This is a genomic window from Oceanospirillum sp. (assembly GCF_982874595.1).
The window spans coordinates 23,516-42,144 of record NZ_CEYNZH010000015.1; the positions used below are offsets into that span (position 1 = coordinate 23,516).

13 protein-coding genes and 1 pseudogene are annotated in these 18,629 nt (G+C 48.2%); 3 read left to right on the plus strand and 11 right to left on the minus strand.

What is annotated here, in order from left to right; all coding sequences use genetic code 11:
- The first annotated feature begins 245 nt into the window (after positions 1-245).
- On the plus strand, positions 246-584 hold the full coding sequence (locus AC4GL5_RS09050) for a HopJ type III effector protein (RefSeq protein WP_490382453.1): 339 nt from the start codon (positions 246-248) through the stop codon (positions 582-584).
- 96 nt (positions 585-680) lie between these two features.
- Here AC4GL5_RS09050 and AC4GL5_RS09055 read toward each other — a convergent pair whose 3' ends face one another.
- From AC4GL5_RS09055 to rraA, 9 genes and pseudogenes are all read right to left on the minus strand, one after another.
- Entirely contained in the window at positions 681-1,100 is a 420-nt protein-coding gene (locus AC4GL5_RS09055; RefSeq protein WP_490382454.1) for a secondary thiamine-phosphate synthase enzyme YjbQ, read from the minus strand.
- Between the two features lie 122 nt (positions 1,101-1,222).
- Positions 1,223-1,507 (minus strand): annotated as a pseudogene (locus AC4GL5_RS09060) (peptidylprolyl isomerase); the annotation flags it as partial.
- 498 nt (positions 1,508-2,005) lie between these two features.
- Positions 2,006-3,934 carry a B12-binding domain-containing radical SAM protein gene (locus tag AC4GL5_RS09065; protein ID WP_490382455.1) on the minus strand — a complete coding sequence of 643 codons (1,929 nt, stop codon included), beginning with the start codon at positions 3,932-3,934 and terminating at the stop codon, positions 2,006-2,008.
- Between the two features lie 112 nt (positions 3,935-4,046).
- Positions 4,047-5,309: an SLC13 family permease gene (locus AC4GL5_RS09070; RefSeq protein ID WP_490382456.1), complete on the minus strand. Its 1,263-nt coding sequence runs from the start codon at positions 5,307-5,309 to the stop codon at positions 4,047-4,049.
- Positions 5,310-5,501: 192 nt separating this feature from the next.
- Entirely contained in the window at positions 5,502-6,473 is a 972-nt protein-coding gene (locus tag AC4GL5_RS09075; RefSeq protein WP_490382457.1) for an NAD(P)-dependent oxidoreductase, read from the minus strand.
- A gap of 141 nt (positions 6,474-6,614) precedes the next feature.
- Positions 6,615-9,725, minus strand: a complete 3,111-nt coding sequence (locus AC4GL5_RS09080; RefSeq protein ID WP_490382458.1) for an efflux RND transporter permease subunit — start codon at positions 9,723-9,725, stop codon at positions 6,615-6,617.
- Positions 9,722-10,891 (minus strand): efflux RND transporter periplasmic adaptor subunit, encoded by a 1,170-nt coding sequence (locus AC4GL5_RS09085; RefSeq protein WP_490382459.1) that lies wholly within the window; start codon positions 10,889-10,891, stop codon positions 9,722-9,724. Before AC4GL5_RS09085 ends, AC4GL5_RS09080 begins: the two co-directional genes overlap by 4 nt.
- A 73-nt stretch (positions 10,892-10,964) precedes the next feature.
- Positions 10,965-12,425 (minus strand): TolC family protein, encoded by a 1,461-nt coding sequence (locus AC4GL5_RS09090; protein WP_490382460.1) that lies wholly within the window; start codon positions 12,423-12,425, stop codon positions 10,965-10,967.
- Between the two features lie 400 nt (positions 12,426-12,825).
- A complete protein-coding gene (gene rraA / locus AC4GL5_RS09095; protein WP_490382461.1) occupies positions 12,826-13,317 on the minus strand; it encodes a ribonuclease E activity regulator RraA in 492 nt (163 codons plus the stop codon).
- Positions 13,318-13,703: 386 nt separating this feature from the next.
- Between rraA and AC4GL5_RS09100 the strand changes: the two genes are divergently transcribed.
- Together AC4GL5_RS09100 and AC4GL5_RS09105 are read left to right on the plus strand one after the other, a co-directional pair.
- Entirely contained in the window at positions 13,704-15,683 is a 1,980-nt protein-coding gene (locus tag AC4GL5_RS09100) for an exoribonuclease II (RefSeq protein WP_490382462.1), read from the plus strand.
- A 246-nt stretch (positions 15,684-15,929) separates the two neighbouring features.
- Positions 15,930-16,187, plus strand: coding sequence for a DUF2798 domain-containing protein (locus AC4GL5_RS09105; RefSeq protein WP_490382463.1), 258 nt, complete (start codon positions 15,930-15,932; stop codon positions 16,185-16,187).
- Positions 16,188-16,274: 87 nt separating this feature from the next.
- On the opposite strand, the gene AC4GL5_RS09110 is transcribed toward AC4GL5_RS09105, so the two are convergent.
- A complete protein-coding gene (locus AC4GL5_RS09110) occupies positions 16,275-17,081 on the minus strand; it encodes a metallophosphoesterase family protein (protein ID WP_490382464.1) in 807 nt (268 codons plus the stop codon).
- A gap of 56 nt (positions 17,082-17,137) precedes the next feature.
- Positions 17,138-18,535 carry a sodium:proline symporter gene (locus AC4GL5_RS09115; protein ID WP_490382465.1) on the minus strand — a complete coding sequence of 466 codons (1,398 nt, stop codon included), beginning with the start codon at positions 18,533-18,535 and terminating at the stop codon, positions 17,138-17,140.
- Positions 18,536-18,629 lie beyond the last annotated feature (94 nt).

An 18,629-nucleotide genomic window follows, 5' to 3' on the forward strand; every position in this document is an offset into this window, starting at 1 on the left:
TGACCCATCCATTGGCGATAAAAGCAGGAAGCACGACAAGCAAGACTCAACGAGTCAATCAGCGAAGGGTCTATTCTCATTGAATTTGCTGTTGAAACATTGCCGTACCTCAAAAAAGAAATACTTTTCGCAGTATTGAAATATTGAAGATCCTGAGCTCTCTTTTTCTGGCTGCAATTCCAACCATTTTGTAGAATCCGATTTAGTTCTATATGTGATTTTACTCAATAAGATAAGGTAACCTAATGACTTTAAATGACTTTTTGCAAAAACTTACCAGTGAACAAGGTCCGGATTTCGAAGATACTCAAAGCGTTATTGCTGAGTTATACGCATACACCCCCGCTGCATTCAGAAATGGTGAACTGACGAATGAAGCCGGACAAAATGAAGGTAGCTGTAAAATTTTTGCCTTTGCAAAAGATCAGAATCTGGATCAGGAGGCAACTTTACGCTGTTTTGGCCGCTTCTATCAGGATGTACTCAACACGCCTGAGGGTGTGGATCACGGTAATATCCGTAATTTTATGCAACACGGATGGGATGGCATCAAATTTGAGTCCGTCGCTTTGGTAAAAAAATAACCGCTGTTGAAATCCAGAGCGTGTAAAAAAGTAAAAGCCGACCAATAAAATCGGCTTTTACTTTAATGGCAATCACGACAGATTTTCAGGCAGTAATCATTCACCATTCAGAGTTACAACAACCTTTCTACTCCCGCCTTGATTACGATGTTCACCCAGATAGATCCCCTGCCAGATACCAATATTTAACTCCCCTTTGGTAATGGGCAGAACCAAGCTGTTTCCCAACAGACTGGCTTTCAGGTGTGCAGGCATATCATCAGAACCTTCGAGTGTATGCTGGAAATAAGGCTCATTTTCCGGGACATAGCGATTAAAAAAACGCTCAAAATCACCGCGCACAGTAGGGTCGGCATTTTCATTAAGTGTGAGGCTTGCGGATGTGTGCTGAATAAAGAAGTGTGCCAGCCCTATCTCGATATCTGAAAGCTCTGGTAACTGCTGTAAAATCTCATCAGTTACCAAATGAAATCCACGTGAACGGGGTTTAAGGCGTAACGCTTTCTGCAGCCACATAGGAGCTTCCTGTGATTATGTCGTAACGGGTACGGTTAAAAAAAGAGTTCCATGATATCGAAAAAGAAAAAGGCCTGCTCATTGGGGCAGGCCTTTCGGATGCAGCAAGGTATTGCTATTGATTAGCTACGACTGGTCACCTCCAGCAGGTGATAGCCAAACTGTGTCTGTACGGGACCTAAGATCTGATTCACTTCTCCGGAAAATACAGCCTTATCAAACTCAGGAACCATCTCACCCGGGCGAAAACTGCCCAGATCCCCACCTTCCGCACCGGATGGGCAAAGGGAGTGTTCCTGTGCAATAGCAGCAAAATCATTGCCGGATTCAATTTTTGCTTTCAGATCCAGGCACTGCTTCTCATCAGCCACGAGAATGTGGCGGGCGGTTGCAACGGGCATGATCCGTCTCCTCTGTTGGTAAAAGCCTTAAGGCTCTTTTTTAATATTTCTTGTGGATGGTGCTGGCAGTTAAACTGCTCAGATCAGGTAATAATACCTGACAAATTGGACAAACAGTCTTATATTGCCCAGCCTCGTAGAAGTCAGTAACTGACTAAGATCATAGGATCCTGTTCTGGTTCCCTGAAAATGACAAAATTTGGAGTTTAAATGGCGTTAACGTGTCGAATGGGTTGCGCTGCCTGCTGCACCGCTCCCAGTATATCGAGCCCTTTGCCGAAACTTCCTCAAGGCAAGCCAGCTGGGGAGCCCTGCCCCCATCTCCTGGAAGACCTGCGCTGTGAGCTATTTGGTAAACCGGAAAGACCTAAGGTTTGTGGTGATTTTCAACCCGCAGAATACGTCTGCGGTGAAAGCAGGGAAGAAGCCCTGAAGCTGCTGACAGAATTGGAGCACTGCACCTGATAGAACCGAAAGAGCCCCGTTAAAGCCCTCTATATACCGCTAATGGCTGACAATAAGCTGATGAATCGCTTTTGAAATCAGATCCTTCTTAACCTGAGTTCGCGTCACAGGCTGGTCAAACCAGAAGCTAAGGGGCTGATCGAAACCGATGCCATGCATGTAATTATAGAGCGCCTTACGAAGCCCCTCCCCTAGCATCTCGTGATCGGTACCCGTTGGGTCAGTAAAATCGACATCATTTTCTGCGAACTGAGTTTCAGGACGTTGTGCCAGCCTAATACCGTATTCTTCAGGGTAAATACCGATCGGACTGTGAATAGTTGCCGCAAACCGATGCCAGTAAGCCGACTGAAAGCAGCCCTGTTGCATCATCTGGCGAACCATTTCTAAAGCATCTAGGGTTTCCTGTTCAGTCTGTGTTGGAAAGCCATACATCAGATAGGCATGCACCAGAATACCCGCATCACTAAAGGCCTTGGTTACCCGCGCAACCTGCTCAACACTGACACCTTTTTTCATCAATTTCAGCAGACGATCTGAAGCGACTTCCAACCCGCCGCTGACGGCGATACAACCTGAGTCTGCCAGCAGCTGGCAACGTTCCGGGGTAAAGGTCTTCTCAAAACGGATATTGCCCCACCAGCTAATCACTACGCCCCGCTCAATCAGCCGTTTGGCCAACGCAAAAAGCGCTTTAGGTGGTGCCGCCTCATCAACAAAGTGGAAGCCTGTTTGTCCGGTTTCTTCTATAAGTTGTTCAATACGGTCGACCAGAATATCAGCACCGGCCTCATCATAGCGGTCGATATAATCCAGAGTAACATCGCAGAAACTGCACTTACGCCAGTAACATCCATGAGCGATGGTAAGCTTGTTCCAACGACCATCACTCCAGATCCGGTGCATAGGATTCAGCATCTCACAAAGCGAAAGGTAGTCTCCAAGCGGCAACCCCTCATAAACCGGAACACCAACCTCAGTTTGAGGGATATCATGCAGTTCCGCGTTATTATTCAGGTGTACGTATTGCTGACCATATTCATCCTCAGCCAAAAAATAGGTACGCACCAGTTCATCGACTTCCCGTTGACCATCGAAATACTCCAGCAGCGTCATAAAAGGACGCTCACCGTCATCCAGACAGATGAAATCAACAAACTCAAACAGCCTTGGATCTTTAAGAGCTCTTAGCTCGGTATTCACAAAACCGCCTCCCATCACCACGGGCAGATCCGGGTTGATCGACTTGCAGGTTTGTGCAATTCGCAATGCCCCGAGCATATTACCGGGAAAAGGCACGGTCAGAGCAATAACACTGGGCTGGGTTTCTTCCAGATAGAGCTCAACTAATTGCTCCAGAATCTCAGAGCTGAAAGTTGATTCGGCCATCAGCGTCTCGTAAAGATCATCAAAACTTGGATTGGCCGCCGCCAACCGCTCGCCATAGCGGCTCACCTCGAAATAGGGATCAACCCCTTGGGTGATCACTGCCGAAAGATCATTGATGAATAACGTTGCCAGATATTTGGCTTTATCCTGAACGCCTAAATCACCAAAAGCCATTTTCAGAACATCACCTGACACAGCCTCCATCTGGGCAATGGCTTTAAAAGCCGGCCCTTCCGGCAAAAAACGACGGGAGATAATTCTAAGTGCAAGACTGGGGTCTTTACCCTGTAAAAAACGAATGACAGGTTCCACACAAAGCTGGTAACGATCAAACTCGGCAAGAAAAGTGTAAAGCACCTCCGGCAGCTGGTTATCATCGTAGTCTTCGAAGTTTGCTTCGACATGCTGGCGAATGATATCCAATCCCTGCGAGGTCATCATTTCCAGGAACAGCTCGATAGCAGGATCGCGCTGCACGGCCTCATATCCCCTCGAACGCAGAAAACCGGTCAGATACGCCGTTGCTGGATAAGGCGTATTCAATTGGGTCATCGGTGGGGTCATCAGAAGAACGGTCATAGCCTGCCTTAACGGGTAATCTGTCAGTCATTGAAAGGCGGGCATTCTAACAAAAGCCCCGCATAAAGCCCTAAAGCTTTTCCACGGGGCGCTAAGAAGTGATTAACAGGTATTAGCTGAGCCCAACACCAACCAGGACGGGTAATACCACCAGACTCAGAAGCGACCCTACTCGCAGCATCTCTTTTTGTGGAACAAAGCCACTGCCAAAAACAATCGCGTTTGGCGGTGTCGCAACCGGCAGGGTAAAAGCACAGGAAGCGCCAATAGCAATCAGAACCGCAAGACCCGTTTGCCCTAAACCAACCCCCTCCGCCAATGGCAGAAAAATAGGGAGCAGCAGTGCCGCACTGGCTGTATTACTGGCAACAGCGGTGAGAACCATGACAAAAATCACCAGACTGATCACGAAAACCAATAAAGGTGTATGCTCGATCATGCTGATAATGTGTCCGGCAATAAAGCTGCTTGCGCCGGATTCTGAGAGTAATGCGCTCAGGGTCAATCCACCGCCGAACAACAGCAGTATCCCCCAATCGGTCTGCTCATTTAGTTCTTCCCAATTCAACAGCCGTAATGCAGCCAGCGTCAGGATAGACGATACGGCTACCACAGCATCAATGCCACTGGTAATTCCCAGCACCGTGGCCAGTGGCTTACTGAATATCCACCCGGCAACCGTTAGCGCAAAGACTCCCAGTGTCATTATTTGCGTTCTGTTCAGAGGAGGCAGTTTCGTCGCCTCAAACTCGACCGGTTGGCTGAGATCAGGTTTGCAGGTATACCTAAGGGTGAAAATCATCACGGGCATCAACACAACGACAACCGGTAAGGCCACCATCATCCAACCCGTAAAACTCAGACCCACTGCAGCCGCCGCAATAGCATTAGGAGGGCTACCCACCAGAGTACCTATGCCCCCAATATTGGCTGAAAAAGCGATGCCAAGAAGAAAGAACAGATAAGTCCGACGGTGTTTGGATGAGTCCAGCGCAGACAAAACCCCCAGCGTTAACGGTAGCATCATAGCGGCAGTGGCCGTATTGGAGATCCACATCGAAAGGACAGCGGTGGTGATAAAAATCAGATTAGCAGCCTTGCTCAGTCGGCCTGCAGCAATGCTGAGAATCGTTTGGGCTATTCGTTGATCCAATTTTTGTTTATGAAGAGCGGCAGAAAGTGCAAAGCCGCCCAAAAAAATAAAGATGATTGGGTTAGCAAAGGCACTGAAAGCCTGCTTAACATCAAAAATACCGGATACAACCGCCAGAACCGGGACCAAAAGTGCTGTCATACTGACATGCACCCATTCGGTGACCCAGAGAGCGGCAATCACTAACAAAATCAGGCAACCCATCATGACCGGGTCAAACATAGAACAGCATCCTCAAGACATAAAAGCAGTTAAGTCCACTACGGGGGTGTGGAATTGGGCTGAATTCTAGTTGAAGATGCGTTGCAGATCAGTGATAAAATGCAGAAACTGTCGTGAATCCGGTAACAATTTGTAAGCACTGTCCCGGAACCGACAGAAAACGATGGTTTAAAAGTCTGATGACAAAAAACGTTACATCAGACTGTGGCCACTACCCAATTCAATATCGAGAATATCGTTCAGAATCTGACGAATAGCCTCTTCGTGCTGTGTCGGTGCGGCCATATGCGGAGTGATCACGATATTATCCTGCTTCCAGAAAGGGTGCTCTTTGGACAAGGGTTCGTGTTCAAAGACATCCATTAATGCCCCTCTCAGATGTCGGGTTTGCAGCTGAACCAAAAGTGCATGTTCATCAATAACAGAGCCTCGCCCAACGCTAATAACAACGGAACCTCTGGGTAAGTTCATCAGACGGTTTTCGTTAAGCAGGTGGTATGTTTCATCTTTCGCAGGCAGTAAATTAACCAGAAAATGGGATCGCGATAGAAAAGTATCTAACTGATCAAAGCCATTGAACTGTTCGAAATTAAGTTCATCTTTGCGACTGCGGCTCCAGCCCATCACACTATAGCCCAACTGAGACAGCTGCTCGCCCACAAAAGCCCCTAAGGGGCCAAGTCCCAATAGGCCGATACGTCTTTGTTGCAAACTATGGGTGTATTCCGGGCGCCAGGACTGACTCTCCTGATGCTTGCGATAATGATCAAAGTGCCGCCCGAAGTGAACAAGACCATACATCACGTACTCAAGCATCCACTGCCCCATGCCCGCATCCCTCAGTTTAAAAAGAGGAATATCGCCAGGCAGATCCGGGAGCTTTTCCAGGGCATCGATTCCGGCTCCCAGGTTGAAGATAGCTCTCAGTTCTTTCTGGTGTTGAAAGAGTTGATTTTCCGGCTGCCAAACCAGCGCATATTCGGCTTGCCAGTTACTCTCTTTAACATCACTCCAGAGACGAACATCGGCATAGGGGCAACATTTTTGTAACGCTTCAAGATAATAACCCTGATCTGTCAGTGGGGATGACAAGACAATGCGCATAAGTGAATGATCCTTAGCAGGCACCAGTGGGGTATCCGGTTGTCCTGCGACGACACCCAAGGCTTTCCTTTACCTAAGGCGTCTTAATAGTATGCGGTGGGTATCCATTTCCCTAAATAACGAAACCCTGAGTTTGAAATCGTTTCCATCTTGATTTGAGCTTCCTGCCACCGCTAGGGTATGTCATAACCTTTAAGAGGGTTAATTGCGAATATCCTCAGCTTTCTTGAGACTCAATTTAACTGACTTAATATCTTCAAGAATCATATAGTTAACAGGAATCAGGAACAGCGTTATAAGTGTAGCAAATAAAATCCCAAAGCCTAAAGAAACGGCCATAGGAATCAGGAACTGGGCTTGAGTTGATTTCTCAAATAACAGGGGGAAAAGACCAATAAAGGTAGTCATTGAGGTCAGCATCACCGGGCGGAACCGCTTAGGAGCTGCGCTCATAATCGCCTTATGAAGCTTATCCCCCTGAGCGCGCTTCTGATTAACAAAGTCCACCAGTACCAGGCTGTCATTGACGACAACACCAACCAAAGCCAGCAGCCCCATCAGGCTCATAATGGTCAGCGGCATCCCCATGATGGCATGACCAAGGACAGCCCCGATGGCCCCAAAAGGTATCACAGACATGACAATCAGCGGCTGGGTGTAACTGCCAAACGGGATGGCCAGCAAGCCGTAGATGATAAACAGCACCAGAATCAGACCGATCTGCAGGGAGCCAAAAGATTTCTCCTGTTCTTCTGCCTCTCCCCTAAGACTATATTCCACCGAAGGATACTGAAGGCTCAGCTGATTCAGAAACTGTTTCAGATCCTGATTGAGCACCGTCGTGTTAGTTGTTTTCTTGTTCATGTCCGCTGTTACATTGACGGTCCGATAACCGTCGATACGATAGATAGCAGAAGGGCTTTTACCGGGCTTAAGGTCAGCTAAATGAGACAGGGGTATTCGGGTACCGTCGCTTGTGACAATCTCAAGATCCAGCAGATCAGATATCGAATCGCGTTCCTGTTCAGGCAGACGCAGCATAACAACCACCTCTTCACGCCCGCGCTGGATACGCTCGACCTCGCTACCCAGATAGGCCTGCTGAACCTGTTGCAGAATTGAACTTCGATCCAGCCCCAGCATGTATGCCTGGGCTTTAAGCTCGATGCGGAGCTCCTGCTTACCATCGGCCAGGGAATCCGTAATATCAAACAGACCGGGATAAGTCGCTAGCCGGTTTTTTACCTGATCTGCTGCGTCAGAAAGCATTCGCAGATCTGAGCCGGAAAGCTGAATATCCACCGGGTCAGACACACGGCCAAACTCTGCTCTGAAAGCCAAAGACTCAGCACCGGGAACCGGACCTATCAGCCGACGCCACTCGTTGACCAGTTGAAGGCTGGTGATATTGGAGTCGCGCTCCTCAGCCGGAGTGATCTCAAACCGAACCTGACCGACATGCGCGGCTCCCCGGGAGCCTGTTGTAGAAAAGATATGACGAATCACGCTGACACCACTCACAGGATCCCGATATTTCTCCTGCAACACCCTTGCTTTATCCGTCATTCTGACCACAAAACGATCCGTCACCTCAAAGGCTGTACCTGTTGGCATGGTCAGAGTAACCCGGGCCGTTTCACTCGGTACTTTCGGGAAGAAAGTAAAGCGCATCCAGCCTGAGCTGACGGTGGCCACCAACAGAATCAGAGCGCCTATTGAAAACGCCAGCGCGGTGTATCGGTACCTGAGCACACGCTTCAGTGCCGGACGATAATAGCGCAGGATAAAGCGCTCAAAGCCATCAGCAAAATCCTGTTGCAGCTGCTCCAGTCGGGACTGTTTTTCATCTTTAGCCCGGATTCGGATGTACTTGAGATGAGCAGGCAATACGAACTTGGATTCAATGAGTGAGAATAATAATACGGGAATAACGACAGCCGGAATCTGGGCAAAGATCGCGCCACGATGGCCGTCAATAAACGCTAACGGTAAAAAGGCAGCGACCGTGGTCAGAACGCCAAAGGTGACTGGAACAGCCACTTCCTGCGTGCCAATAATAGCGGCATCAAGCCCGTTTTCTGCTTTTCTGAGGTGGGTATAGACATTCTCCCCGGTCACAATGGCATCATCCACGACAATACCCAGTACCAAAATAAAGCCAAACAGACTGGCAATATTCAGGCTAACCCCGAGAAATGGCAGCAGAATAAAAGCTCCCATAAAACTGATCGGAATGCCGATGAACACCCAGAATGCGATCGCCGGGCGTAAAAAAAGAGTCAGCAGTGCAAGTACCAGTAAGCCCCCCTGCATGGCATTGCTGAGCAGTGTATTGAGGCGTTTTTTAACAACTTCAGAGTCATCATCCCAATAACTTATCTCAAGTCCCTCCGGCAGACTGGCCTGACGGGATGCGATGTATTCTTTGACCACATCGGCAACAGAAATCGCACTTTCCTGGCCTGTACGGTAGACATCAATCATAGCCGCAGGCTTACCATTAAACCGGGTGCGCAGCGGTGATTCTTCAAAACCATCGGTTACTGTTGCGATATCCTTCAGACGAATTAAAGCGCCATCAGAAGTAGCTTTGACAACAATATTTTCAAATTCACGTTGGCGGTAACGCTGACCTTTAGAACTTATGAGCACCTCATTTCCCGAGGTTTTCAGATTACCAGCCGAAAGATCGACGGATTCAGCCTGGATAATCTGGCGGATTTCACTCAGGGTCAGATCATACTGTTTCAGTGCAAAAGGAGAGATCTCAATGGCAATTTCATAATCACGAACACCATCAAGCTTAACCTGTGTTACCCCCGGAGCCCGGATCAGGTCATCTCTGACGCGCTCAGCAGCCTGTCGAATTTCACGTTCTGTCAGCTCACCAGACACCGTCACCGAAATCACTTCACGAATGCGTTCCGCAAGAGCGATCACCGGGCGCTCAGCCTCGGAGGGCAAGTTGCTGATCGCATCAACTCGGGACTTAATATCAGTCAGAACATCTTTTGGATCGTAGCCATCAGCAACTTCCATACTGACCGTTGCCGAACCTTCAGCTGAGCGACTGAAAATCTGCTCAATCCCTTCCAGATCCTGAACACTCTGCTCAATCAGAATCGTGACCCCCTGCTCCATATCATCCGGACTCGCCCCTCTCAGGCTGACAGAAACATCAACCTGATCAAATTGAATAGCCGGAAATACCTCAAGAGGTACTTTTTTCAACAGCAAAAAGGTCCCGGCCAACAGAATAGAGATCATCAGCAGGTTGGCAGCGACATGGTTTCGGGCAAACCACGCAATCATGACTCAGGCTCTCCCTGTTCAGCAGAGGTTAACGTTACCAGAGTACCACTGGTAACCTGACCTAAGGGGGTTACAACAAGCTGGTCACCGGTTTTGAGGCCGCTTTCTACGACTGAAAAATGATCGTCCTGCCAACCCAGCACTACATTCTGCTTTTGAAGTTTTCCACCAATAACCAGATACACATAACCACTTTGGTAAACAGACGAATTCGGAATCACGATGACATTTTTCAGCGTCTGGCCTTTTATAACGGTCTCTACAAGACTACCTACCCGAGGCCAAACCATGGAATCCCCGGCTTTATCCTGATTTGAAACAGAGGAAGATTCTTTCAGTTGCACTCGGGCCATTAACTGCTGAGATGCCGCGTCCAGCTCTGCTGCGGTGCGAATAAGCGTTCCGAAATAGCTTTTCTTCCTATCGAAGACCTGCACGTCTGTTTCAGCCTCAGGCCTCTTTCCTGAAGAGTCGAGCATCAGGTACTCCAGATCACGTTGATGCAGTGCCACTTCTATTTCAGGAGCCCGATTGGCAATCAGGGTAGCAATTTCAGCTCCGGAACTGATCGCCTGCCCCTCTTCAACATTCAGTGCTGCCACTGAACCGTCAAAGGGAGCCTTAATGCGGGCCTTGGAAAGGGATAATTCCGCTAATTTTACAGAGCTTCTGGCACTTTCAACCTGAGCTGCCGCCGCTTTTAACTGAGGTTTACGCAACACCCGGGCACTAGGCTCACCATTCTGACCCGATAGCGCCCAGGCTTGTCGTGCCTGCTCGGCCAGAGCTTGCTGCTCCGCATAGTTTTCCTCACTTTCTGTCAGGCTTGCTTTAGCAATCGCCAATTCAGCGACGTAGCGGGAATCATCAAGAGTAATCAGTAACTGACCTTTACTAAATGTGCCACCGGCTCTCAGCTCCGGGGCAAGATACAGAACTTCTCCCGCAGCCTCAGCGATCAAAGGCGTTCTCTGCTGAGCAACAACCCGACCAAAACGTTGGACTTTTAACGGATAGTCTTCAGGCGTTATGGTTTGAACCTGAACCGACATCGCCGGGGTCGGTTTCCGGGGAGCCCTGTTGACTTCGGGAGGATTTTTAAAAACGACCCAGGCACCACCAGCCATTGCAGCAAGAACAACAAGAGGGATTATTTTTCGTAACATAGTGTTTAACCTTTAAGCGTCAGCTCGGGCTGCTATAACAAATCATCATTCATTGGGTTAATGTGCTCAGGAATCAGAGCGCTTCAGCGTCCTTAGGAGTTTCACGAGATGACACCGAACGTGTATCGCCCCCCAAAAGCAGGTACAGACTGACCCGGTTTGCCAGCCTTTGGTTCTGAAGACGGATAACCTCTGCTTCTGTATCCAGCATGCTTTTCTGAATGGAAAGCAGGGTATCCAACTCAGTCAGGCCAAGCTGATACTGGCTCAGAGCCAGAGCGGTACTCTGTCGGGCTGTAACCAGGTTTTCACTGGCCAGCGCGTACCGGTGTTCAAGGGTCGTTTCCTGCATCAGGGCATTTTCCACATCAGCAAAAGCAGAGAACACCGCCTGCAGGTAGCTTTTTTCCTGCTGTTCCACCTCAGCTGCGGCCTTATCCTCAGCGGCCGCAAGCTTTCCAGCATTAAACAGGGGCTGAGTAAGGCTGGCCATCAGGTTCCAGTCGATATTCTGATCGACAGAAGCCGAAAGCGAGAGACTTGGAAAACGATCACGGTTAGCGGCAGCAAGTCCCGCATCAGCAGCGAGCAGTGTCAGCCATTGAGACTGAAGCGAAGGCGACCGGGATATCAGTTCGGATGGCAGAACATCGGATTTAAACGTGGGCAGCTCTGGCAGCTCAAGACCGGAATCACTGAGCAAGCGGCCGTCCGGATAGCGCCCCAACAAAACCTGCAGCGCCCTAACCTGTTCTGTAATCACCTGTTGCTGAGCACTAATCGTATCTTTTTCGTTCTGAAGACTCTTCCTGGCACTATAGAGATCATCAACCTCTTTCAGGCCTTTGCTATAACCCTGCTCAACGACCTTAAGCGCATTATTCAGCGTATCTTCACGCCGTTTGTAGAGCTCCAGTAGCTTTTTCTGAGCAATCAGGTTGTACCAGCCGGTTGCCGTCTCAGCGCTCAGATCAAGGGCTGTATCGGTGAAACTTGCTCTGGCAGCGGCAAAATTAAGACTGGCCTCTTTTTCCCGGGCGCTAAGCTTACCCCAAAGATCTAACTCAAAGCCTGCATTCAGGCTGACGGTTTGCTGGTCGGTGGTAATACTACCGGTTTGTCTCTGACTGAAACTGCCGGTGAGATCCAGCGTGGGATAAAGTGCAGACTCGCTCTGCACCTGCCCAGCTCCGGCACTTTTTACTTTTGCGGCTTCAGCAGCTAAGCCTGCGTTGTTACTCAATACACGCTCGACCAGAAGTGTTAAACCGGGGTCATTGAAGTTTTTCACCCAGCGGGTTTGCGCAGTAGTCGCCAATAAGGGTGAATAAAGCGACGACGAATCGGAGGCCTTGTCAGACAGTTGGTAGTGTTGGGCAGGGGTATTTACCGATTCAATTCGGGTTTCAGAGGATTGCCATTGCGAAGGCATGCCTAATTGGCTGAAATTCGGCTGATCACGATTCTCAACTCCTGAGCAACCCACAAGAGCCACAAAAACAGCAACACTGAGTAATTTCGGTTTTTTATTCATTAATACTATTCATTAATACTCTGGCGAAAAATTTAGATCGGGCGATAGAGTTTGTATTGATACAGGGCACAGCACTAACCCATCGGTAATTAATGTCAGCAGTCCGTTAATGATATCCCCGAAAACACAATATCCTAGAAAAGCGGCTTCTGGATGGACAGCATTGGCGTTCAATAATTCCCTTCAGGGTAAAGCAATGCTTTATAAACGCATACGCTTAACCTGCTGAAATGGTTTAAAGTTTTGTTAAGAATACTCAAGTTTAGGCAAGCAGCCTTAACGCCAGCTGAAGAGAGATAAAAACAGGGGGAAGTTGAGCTTACAAAAAAAGGCTAAGTGTGATGATCACAACTTAGCCTTGCGAGCTCTGTCAGCCCGAAGCAGGAGACCGATAATACAATCAGGCTTCCGGCATCTTTAGAGGCTCCGGCGAAACGATAATACCGTTATTATCAGCATACACGTATTCGCCCGGGCGGAAGGTCACGCCACCAAACGTGATATCCAGATCCTGCTCACCGATGCCTTTTTTCAGGCTCTTCATTGGATGTGAACCCAGCGCCTGAACGCCCAGTTCAAGCTCGGCGAGAACATCCACATCCCGAACACAACCGTACATTATGATGCCAGTCCAACCGTTTTTAACCGCTTTTTCTGCCAGCATATCCCCCAGCATGGCGCAGCGGAAAGAGCCACCGGCATCAACTACCATAACCTTGCCTTCGCCCGGCTGATCAACCAACTCTTTAACTTTGGAGTTGTCTTCAAAACACTTAACAGTGACCATCTGGCCACCAAAAGAATCTACACCACCATAATTAGCAAAGCCTGGCTCAACAGCCTGGACCAACTCTGGATACGCATCACACAGATCAGGGGTTACCCAATTCATTTTTTATACTCCATTAAACGTCCGGCAGTTTTAGCGTCCTTTTTGAGAACGCATACCTTCCACTGCCGGTAATTATTGAGCGCAGCCGATTCAGACTATGCCTTTCTCTGTGCCGGAGAAAAACACGGACTGCGCACTAAGCGCCTGACAGGGCAGCATTCATTGAAAGTAACGCTGACCTTGCAGTGACATTGTCACACAGCTTAAGAGCAAGTTCACTGGGCAAAAAGTTCTACCCATTCAATGGTCAAATTTCACAGAACAATCAATAAGTTAATACCTGACGAAAGGAAGGTGTTTTCCGCCCTAATTGATTAAAAATATTGGTTTTGTCATCCAAGACAACTATCATTCCAAGCCTATTTACCTTGGCCAGATAAGATTCCATGCTACAGAACCTAGAATTGCTGAAACAACTTAAGAATGATCTACAGGAGTCCGCCCCCCGTGTTGAAGGGCAGATTAAAGCTACCGAAAAGAGTTATGGCTTTCTTGAGACTGATAAAGGGAAAAGCTATTTCGTGCCGCCTCCTGAGATGCGCAAAGTGTTGCATGGTGACCGTGTTCAGGCGCGTCTGGTCAGCAATGATGGTAAGGAATCAGCTGAACTTGAAAGCCTGACGGAAGCCTCACTGATCCGTTTTATTGGCCGTGCCTGCTTCTTCAAGAATAAATTACAGGTAATGCCGGAGCATCACTTGCTAAACCGCGCTTTAAATGCGGTAGTCAAATCGCCACTTGATAAGAGCCAATTCAAGGAAGAAGACTGGGTTGTCGCTCTTCTGGAAAAGCATGCCTTACGTGATGGTAAGTTTCAGGCCGAGATCGTTCAGCGAATTGCTTCAGCTGAAGATACCAATCTGCCGTGGTTAATCAGCCTTGCCCGTCATAAGCTTTCTGCTGATGCTCCTGTGACGGAAACCCCTTTTGCACTTCTTGAAGACCCTCTGGATCGCCGGGATCTCACAGAACTGGCTCTGGTTACCATAGACAGCCCCAGTACTCGTGATATGGATGATGCAATTCACGCAGAAGCCACCGCTGATGGCTGGCTGCTGACCATTGCAATTGCTGATCCGTCTGCATATGTCGCCGCTGATTCCGATGTTGATCAAATCGCAAAAGAGCGTGGTTACACAACTTACCTTCCCGGCCGCAATATTCCAATGCTTCCACGGACGCTTAGCGATGAGCTTTGCTCTCTTCAGCCCAATGAAAAGCGCCCGGTTCTTTGCTGTCAGGTGCAGATCAATCAGGCGGGCACGCTTCAGAGCACGCCTGAGTTTTTTACAGCCTGGATAAGTTCAAAGGCTAAACTGAGCTACGATGAAGTGTCTAACTGGCTGGAACTTGGGGAAGAGCTCCTTCAAAGCCCTGAAGTTAATGCCCTGATCGCCCCCTCCCTTAAAGCGCTGAGTGACGTGGCAGAAGCCAGCTTCAAATGGCGCAGTGAAAATGCCGTCGTATTTAAAGACCGACCAGACTACCGCTTCAAGCTGGACAGTGAAGGTCAGGTCACAGCGATCATCGCAGAACAACGTCGCACCGCCCATAAGATGGTTGAAGAGACGATGATTCTGGCTAATATCAGTGCAGCCCGATTCCTTGCCACTCACAATACAGGTATCTTCAACACGCACATCGGTTTTGATCCCGAAAAAATTGAAGACGTGGTTACCATCGTGAACGATCAGGGTTATACCATGAACGCTGAGGATCTCGGCTCACTGCAAGGCTATGCAGCTTTCCGTCGACGCTTGATTGGGGAAGAAAATACCTGGCTGGATTCACGTCTGCGCCGCTTCCAGGGTTATGTACTGACTCAGAACAAACCAGCACCGCATTATGGGATGGGACTTGAGGGTTATGCGACCTGGACCTCCCCTATCCGTAAGTACAGCGACATGGTCAACCATCGACTAATTAAGCAGATTCTTGCCGGCCAGACGCCGGTGACTCCTGAAGACAGTCTGGGTGAGCAACTGGATCAACAACGGCAATCAAGTCGGCTGGCAGAACGAGATACCTGTCATTGGCTCTATACACGTTTCCTAAAGCCTGCCGTTGAAGAACAAACGGTTTTTGATGGTGAAATCTTTGATATCAGCCGAGGTGGAATGCGTGTTCGGCTGTTGGAAAATGGTGCGGCACCTTTTATACCGGGCAGCATGATCCATAAAGATCGTAAAGCGATGACCATGGACAATAATTCAGGGCAGGTCATTATCGAGGGTGAAACCCGCTATCGGCTGGGGGATCAGCTTAAAGTGCAACTTATCAAAGTTGATGAGGAGCGCAGAAGCCTTATCGCAAAACCTTGGGTTGAAAATACTGACAAGGCAAATGATGGCTCACCTGCCGAATAGACGTTAAGTTTAAGAATACCGAGGGTATATGATGGCCTGTTAATTTATTGACAGGCTTTTTTTATTTGAAACAGGCTCAGTGATTAGTTTTTGTCAGGTCATAACGGAGATATTCCTTGAGTCTGCGACCAATCGAAACAACAATCCCTATTAAATTACTCGGATTTGACTTTCATTTCCCTTTAGCTAAAATATAAGACAATTCTAAATTAAAGCTTATCCAGCAACTCTCACAGGATATCTGCCATGTTACCTAAGAAATATCTGCCGATTGTGGCTCCCTTGCTTATGTCTATCCTGATGGTATTTATTATGACAGGTGTGATTACAGCCTATAATACCGGTGTTGATGCCGGCTTCCCGGCTCGCTGGGCGCAGGCATTTGTGGTTGCCTGGCCGGTTGCCTTCACCATCATTTTTACCATGGGTAAACGTGTACAGGGTTTTGCAGCAAGAATTTGCACTAAAGAACCTGAAGTTGAGCTGGCTCGTTCGGGTGAATAATACGGCTACAGTTCTTTTGCGATAATAAAGTAAGAAAGGCATTCCCTATCCAAAACGGAACAGGAATGCCTTTTCTCTTTGGAGGGATCAGATCACGACCTCGCCAAGTTTGATCGCGCTTCCGGTACGCTCTTTTTCTTTCTCCGGAAGCACACTCAGGCTCGGCCACAATCCATCCGATAAGGTATCGGCATAGGGCGTTATAAGGCCTGCGTCTTTCATCGCTACAGCCGCACCCTCATGATCATACGCCAATCTGTGCCAGCTGGCTTTTATCCCTGTAGTACTTTGATTCGGTTCTAGCAGCAAATACCAGGTGGAAGATGTGCCATCATTGGCAGGCATACCGATTACTCCCGCATTGATCCAATACCTATCTCTGATTTTTCTATAAAACGGGATGCCACAGTGCCCGCCAATAATGACATCAGCTGATGTCTGTTTCAGCTCTTCCTCAAAGACATGCGTCGAACTTCCGGAAAACACAAACCGGTTAATTTGCTTAACCCCACCATGAATGACATGAAACCTTTTATCCTTCATTCGGAATCGTATTGAGCGGGGCAATGCACTCATCCAGAGTTTATGATTGTCCGATACTTTTGTTCGCGCAAAGCGATACCAACCCGTGGATAGCTGTGAACAAATGGAGTTATCTTCAAAACCGCATCCGCAATCCAGAGCACCCTGTGCCAGAGATTCCTCACAGTTACCCATAACAACATGAATACCCCATTTTCTGACCCGCGTTGTTGTCGCTTCCGGATCCGCGCAATAAGCGACAATATCACCGGTGCAGATGACATTCTCCGGAGGGATATCCAGTTTATTGGCCTGATTTATGATCGATAATGTCGCCTGGAGGTTGCTGTAAGGCCCACCAAAAATAAGCATAGGACGCTTTATCAGACCTAAATCCAGGTCGTTTGCCGATGGTTGTATAGATGAGATCAAGGTGCAGTACTCGCCACAGGTTTATTATGAGACTTCGCCTTTCCAGATAGCTTCATACCGATCCAGAAGAAAATACAACCACCCGTAAGAACCGTCAGTGAGATCCAAAGTAGTTTTGTGTATTTATGACTATCGCCTAACAGCGCGCTATAACCAGAAGACTCTGTGAAATAGAGCGCTGCACCACCTATAGCTAATAAAAATCCTGCAAAATAACTGGCTACAGGGATATCTCTGACCTGCCCCCATAAGCTGAAAAAGATCACTGGAGCCAGATACATAGACGCTGTACCACTAACAGCCACAGCACTAAACAGATCCTTATTTCCCAAAAATACCAGAGCAACCCCCAAGAGCATAAAGATCGCCATTGCAGCACGACCATGAGCGACACTTGCGGTAGAAAGTTTCATGTCAACAATAGCCAGTTTTGCTGAACTGGAAAGAGCACTGTCTAAGGTCGACATCGCGGAGATAATCAGGGAAGCACTGAACAGCAACATGGGTAATTCTCCCAGAATACGCGTCAGGGCCTGATTCAGATCCTCACCGGTTAATGCATGGCTTCCGGCCATCACCCCTAATAAACCGAACAAAAGAATACAAAGGATGCTGATCCAACCGGCATGAATAAAGCTCCGTCGAGTTACATTCCGGTCTGCCAGAAAGCCACGATCCATCATTACCGGATCATGCATCGGATAGCTCCATACCTGCAATAAGGCAACCAATAAAAGAATCGGGCCAGGCTCCGCTATATCAAAGGGTTTAAAAGCCAGCATTTGAGTGTCAAAGCTGCCACTCAGAACGGCAGTCAGAATGAGTAGAACCAAGACACCGATAAAAACAAACATCTGAAACAGATCGGTTTTAAGTGATGCATGCAGCCCCCCCAGCATGGAGTAAACCAGAGTAATCAGAGCTATCGTGATCACACCAAGCGTATAAGCCTGACTCCCAGCAACACCAAAAAGTAAGCCAATAACTAATAGATTTGCGAAAACCTCACTGACGAGCCGAACGCCAATCACACTGTTGTAACAACCCGTCCCCACTTTACCGAAACGGTCTGCCAGAAAGCTCTGAATGCTCTTATAACCCTGCTCAAACCTCAGATGATCGATAATTTTTCCACCCGTAAAGAACGACAGGTAATAAGCGGCATAAGCCAGAGTTCCCCAAATTCCGTAATAAAATCCTAAAATTGCAGCGTTTAAGAGTGAACGAGCAAAAATCCAAGTAGTTACCTGAGAGAAAATAAGCGTTATAAGGCCTGGTGCCTGTCCATCGGGAGAATGCCCCTGAAAGAATCCTGATGCCGAGCGCGCCTTGGGAGACAGAAAGATTGAAGCCAGAGCTACAAAAAGGACGATGGCGATAAGCGGGTAATCCATGGTGTCGTTTCCTGTTTTGTTTAAAGACACTCAATAAAAAGTTACCTGACTAATACGAATTCAGCCCGATAAACAGATTCAGTATCCCCGCAAA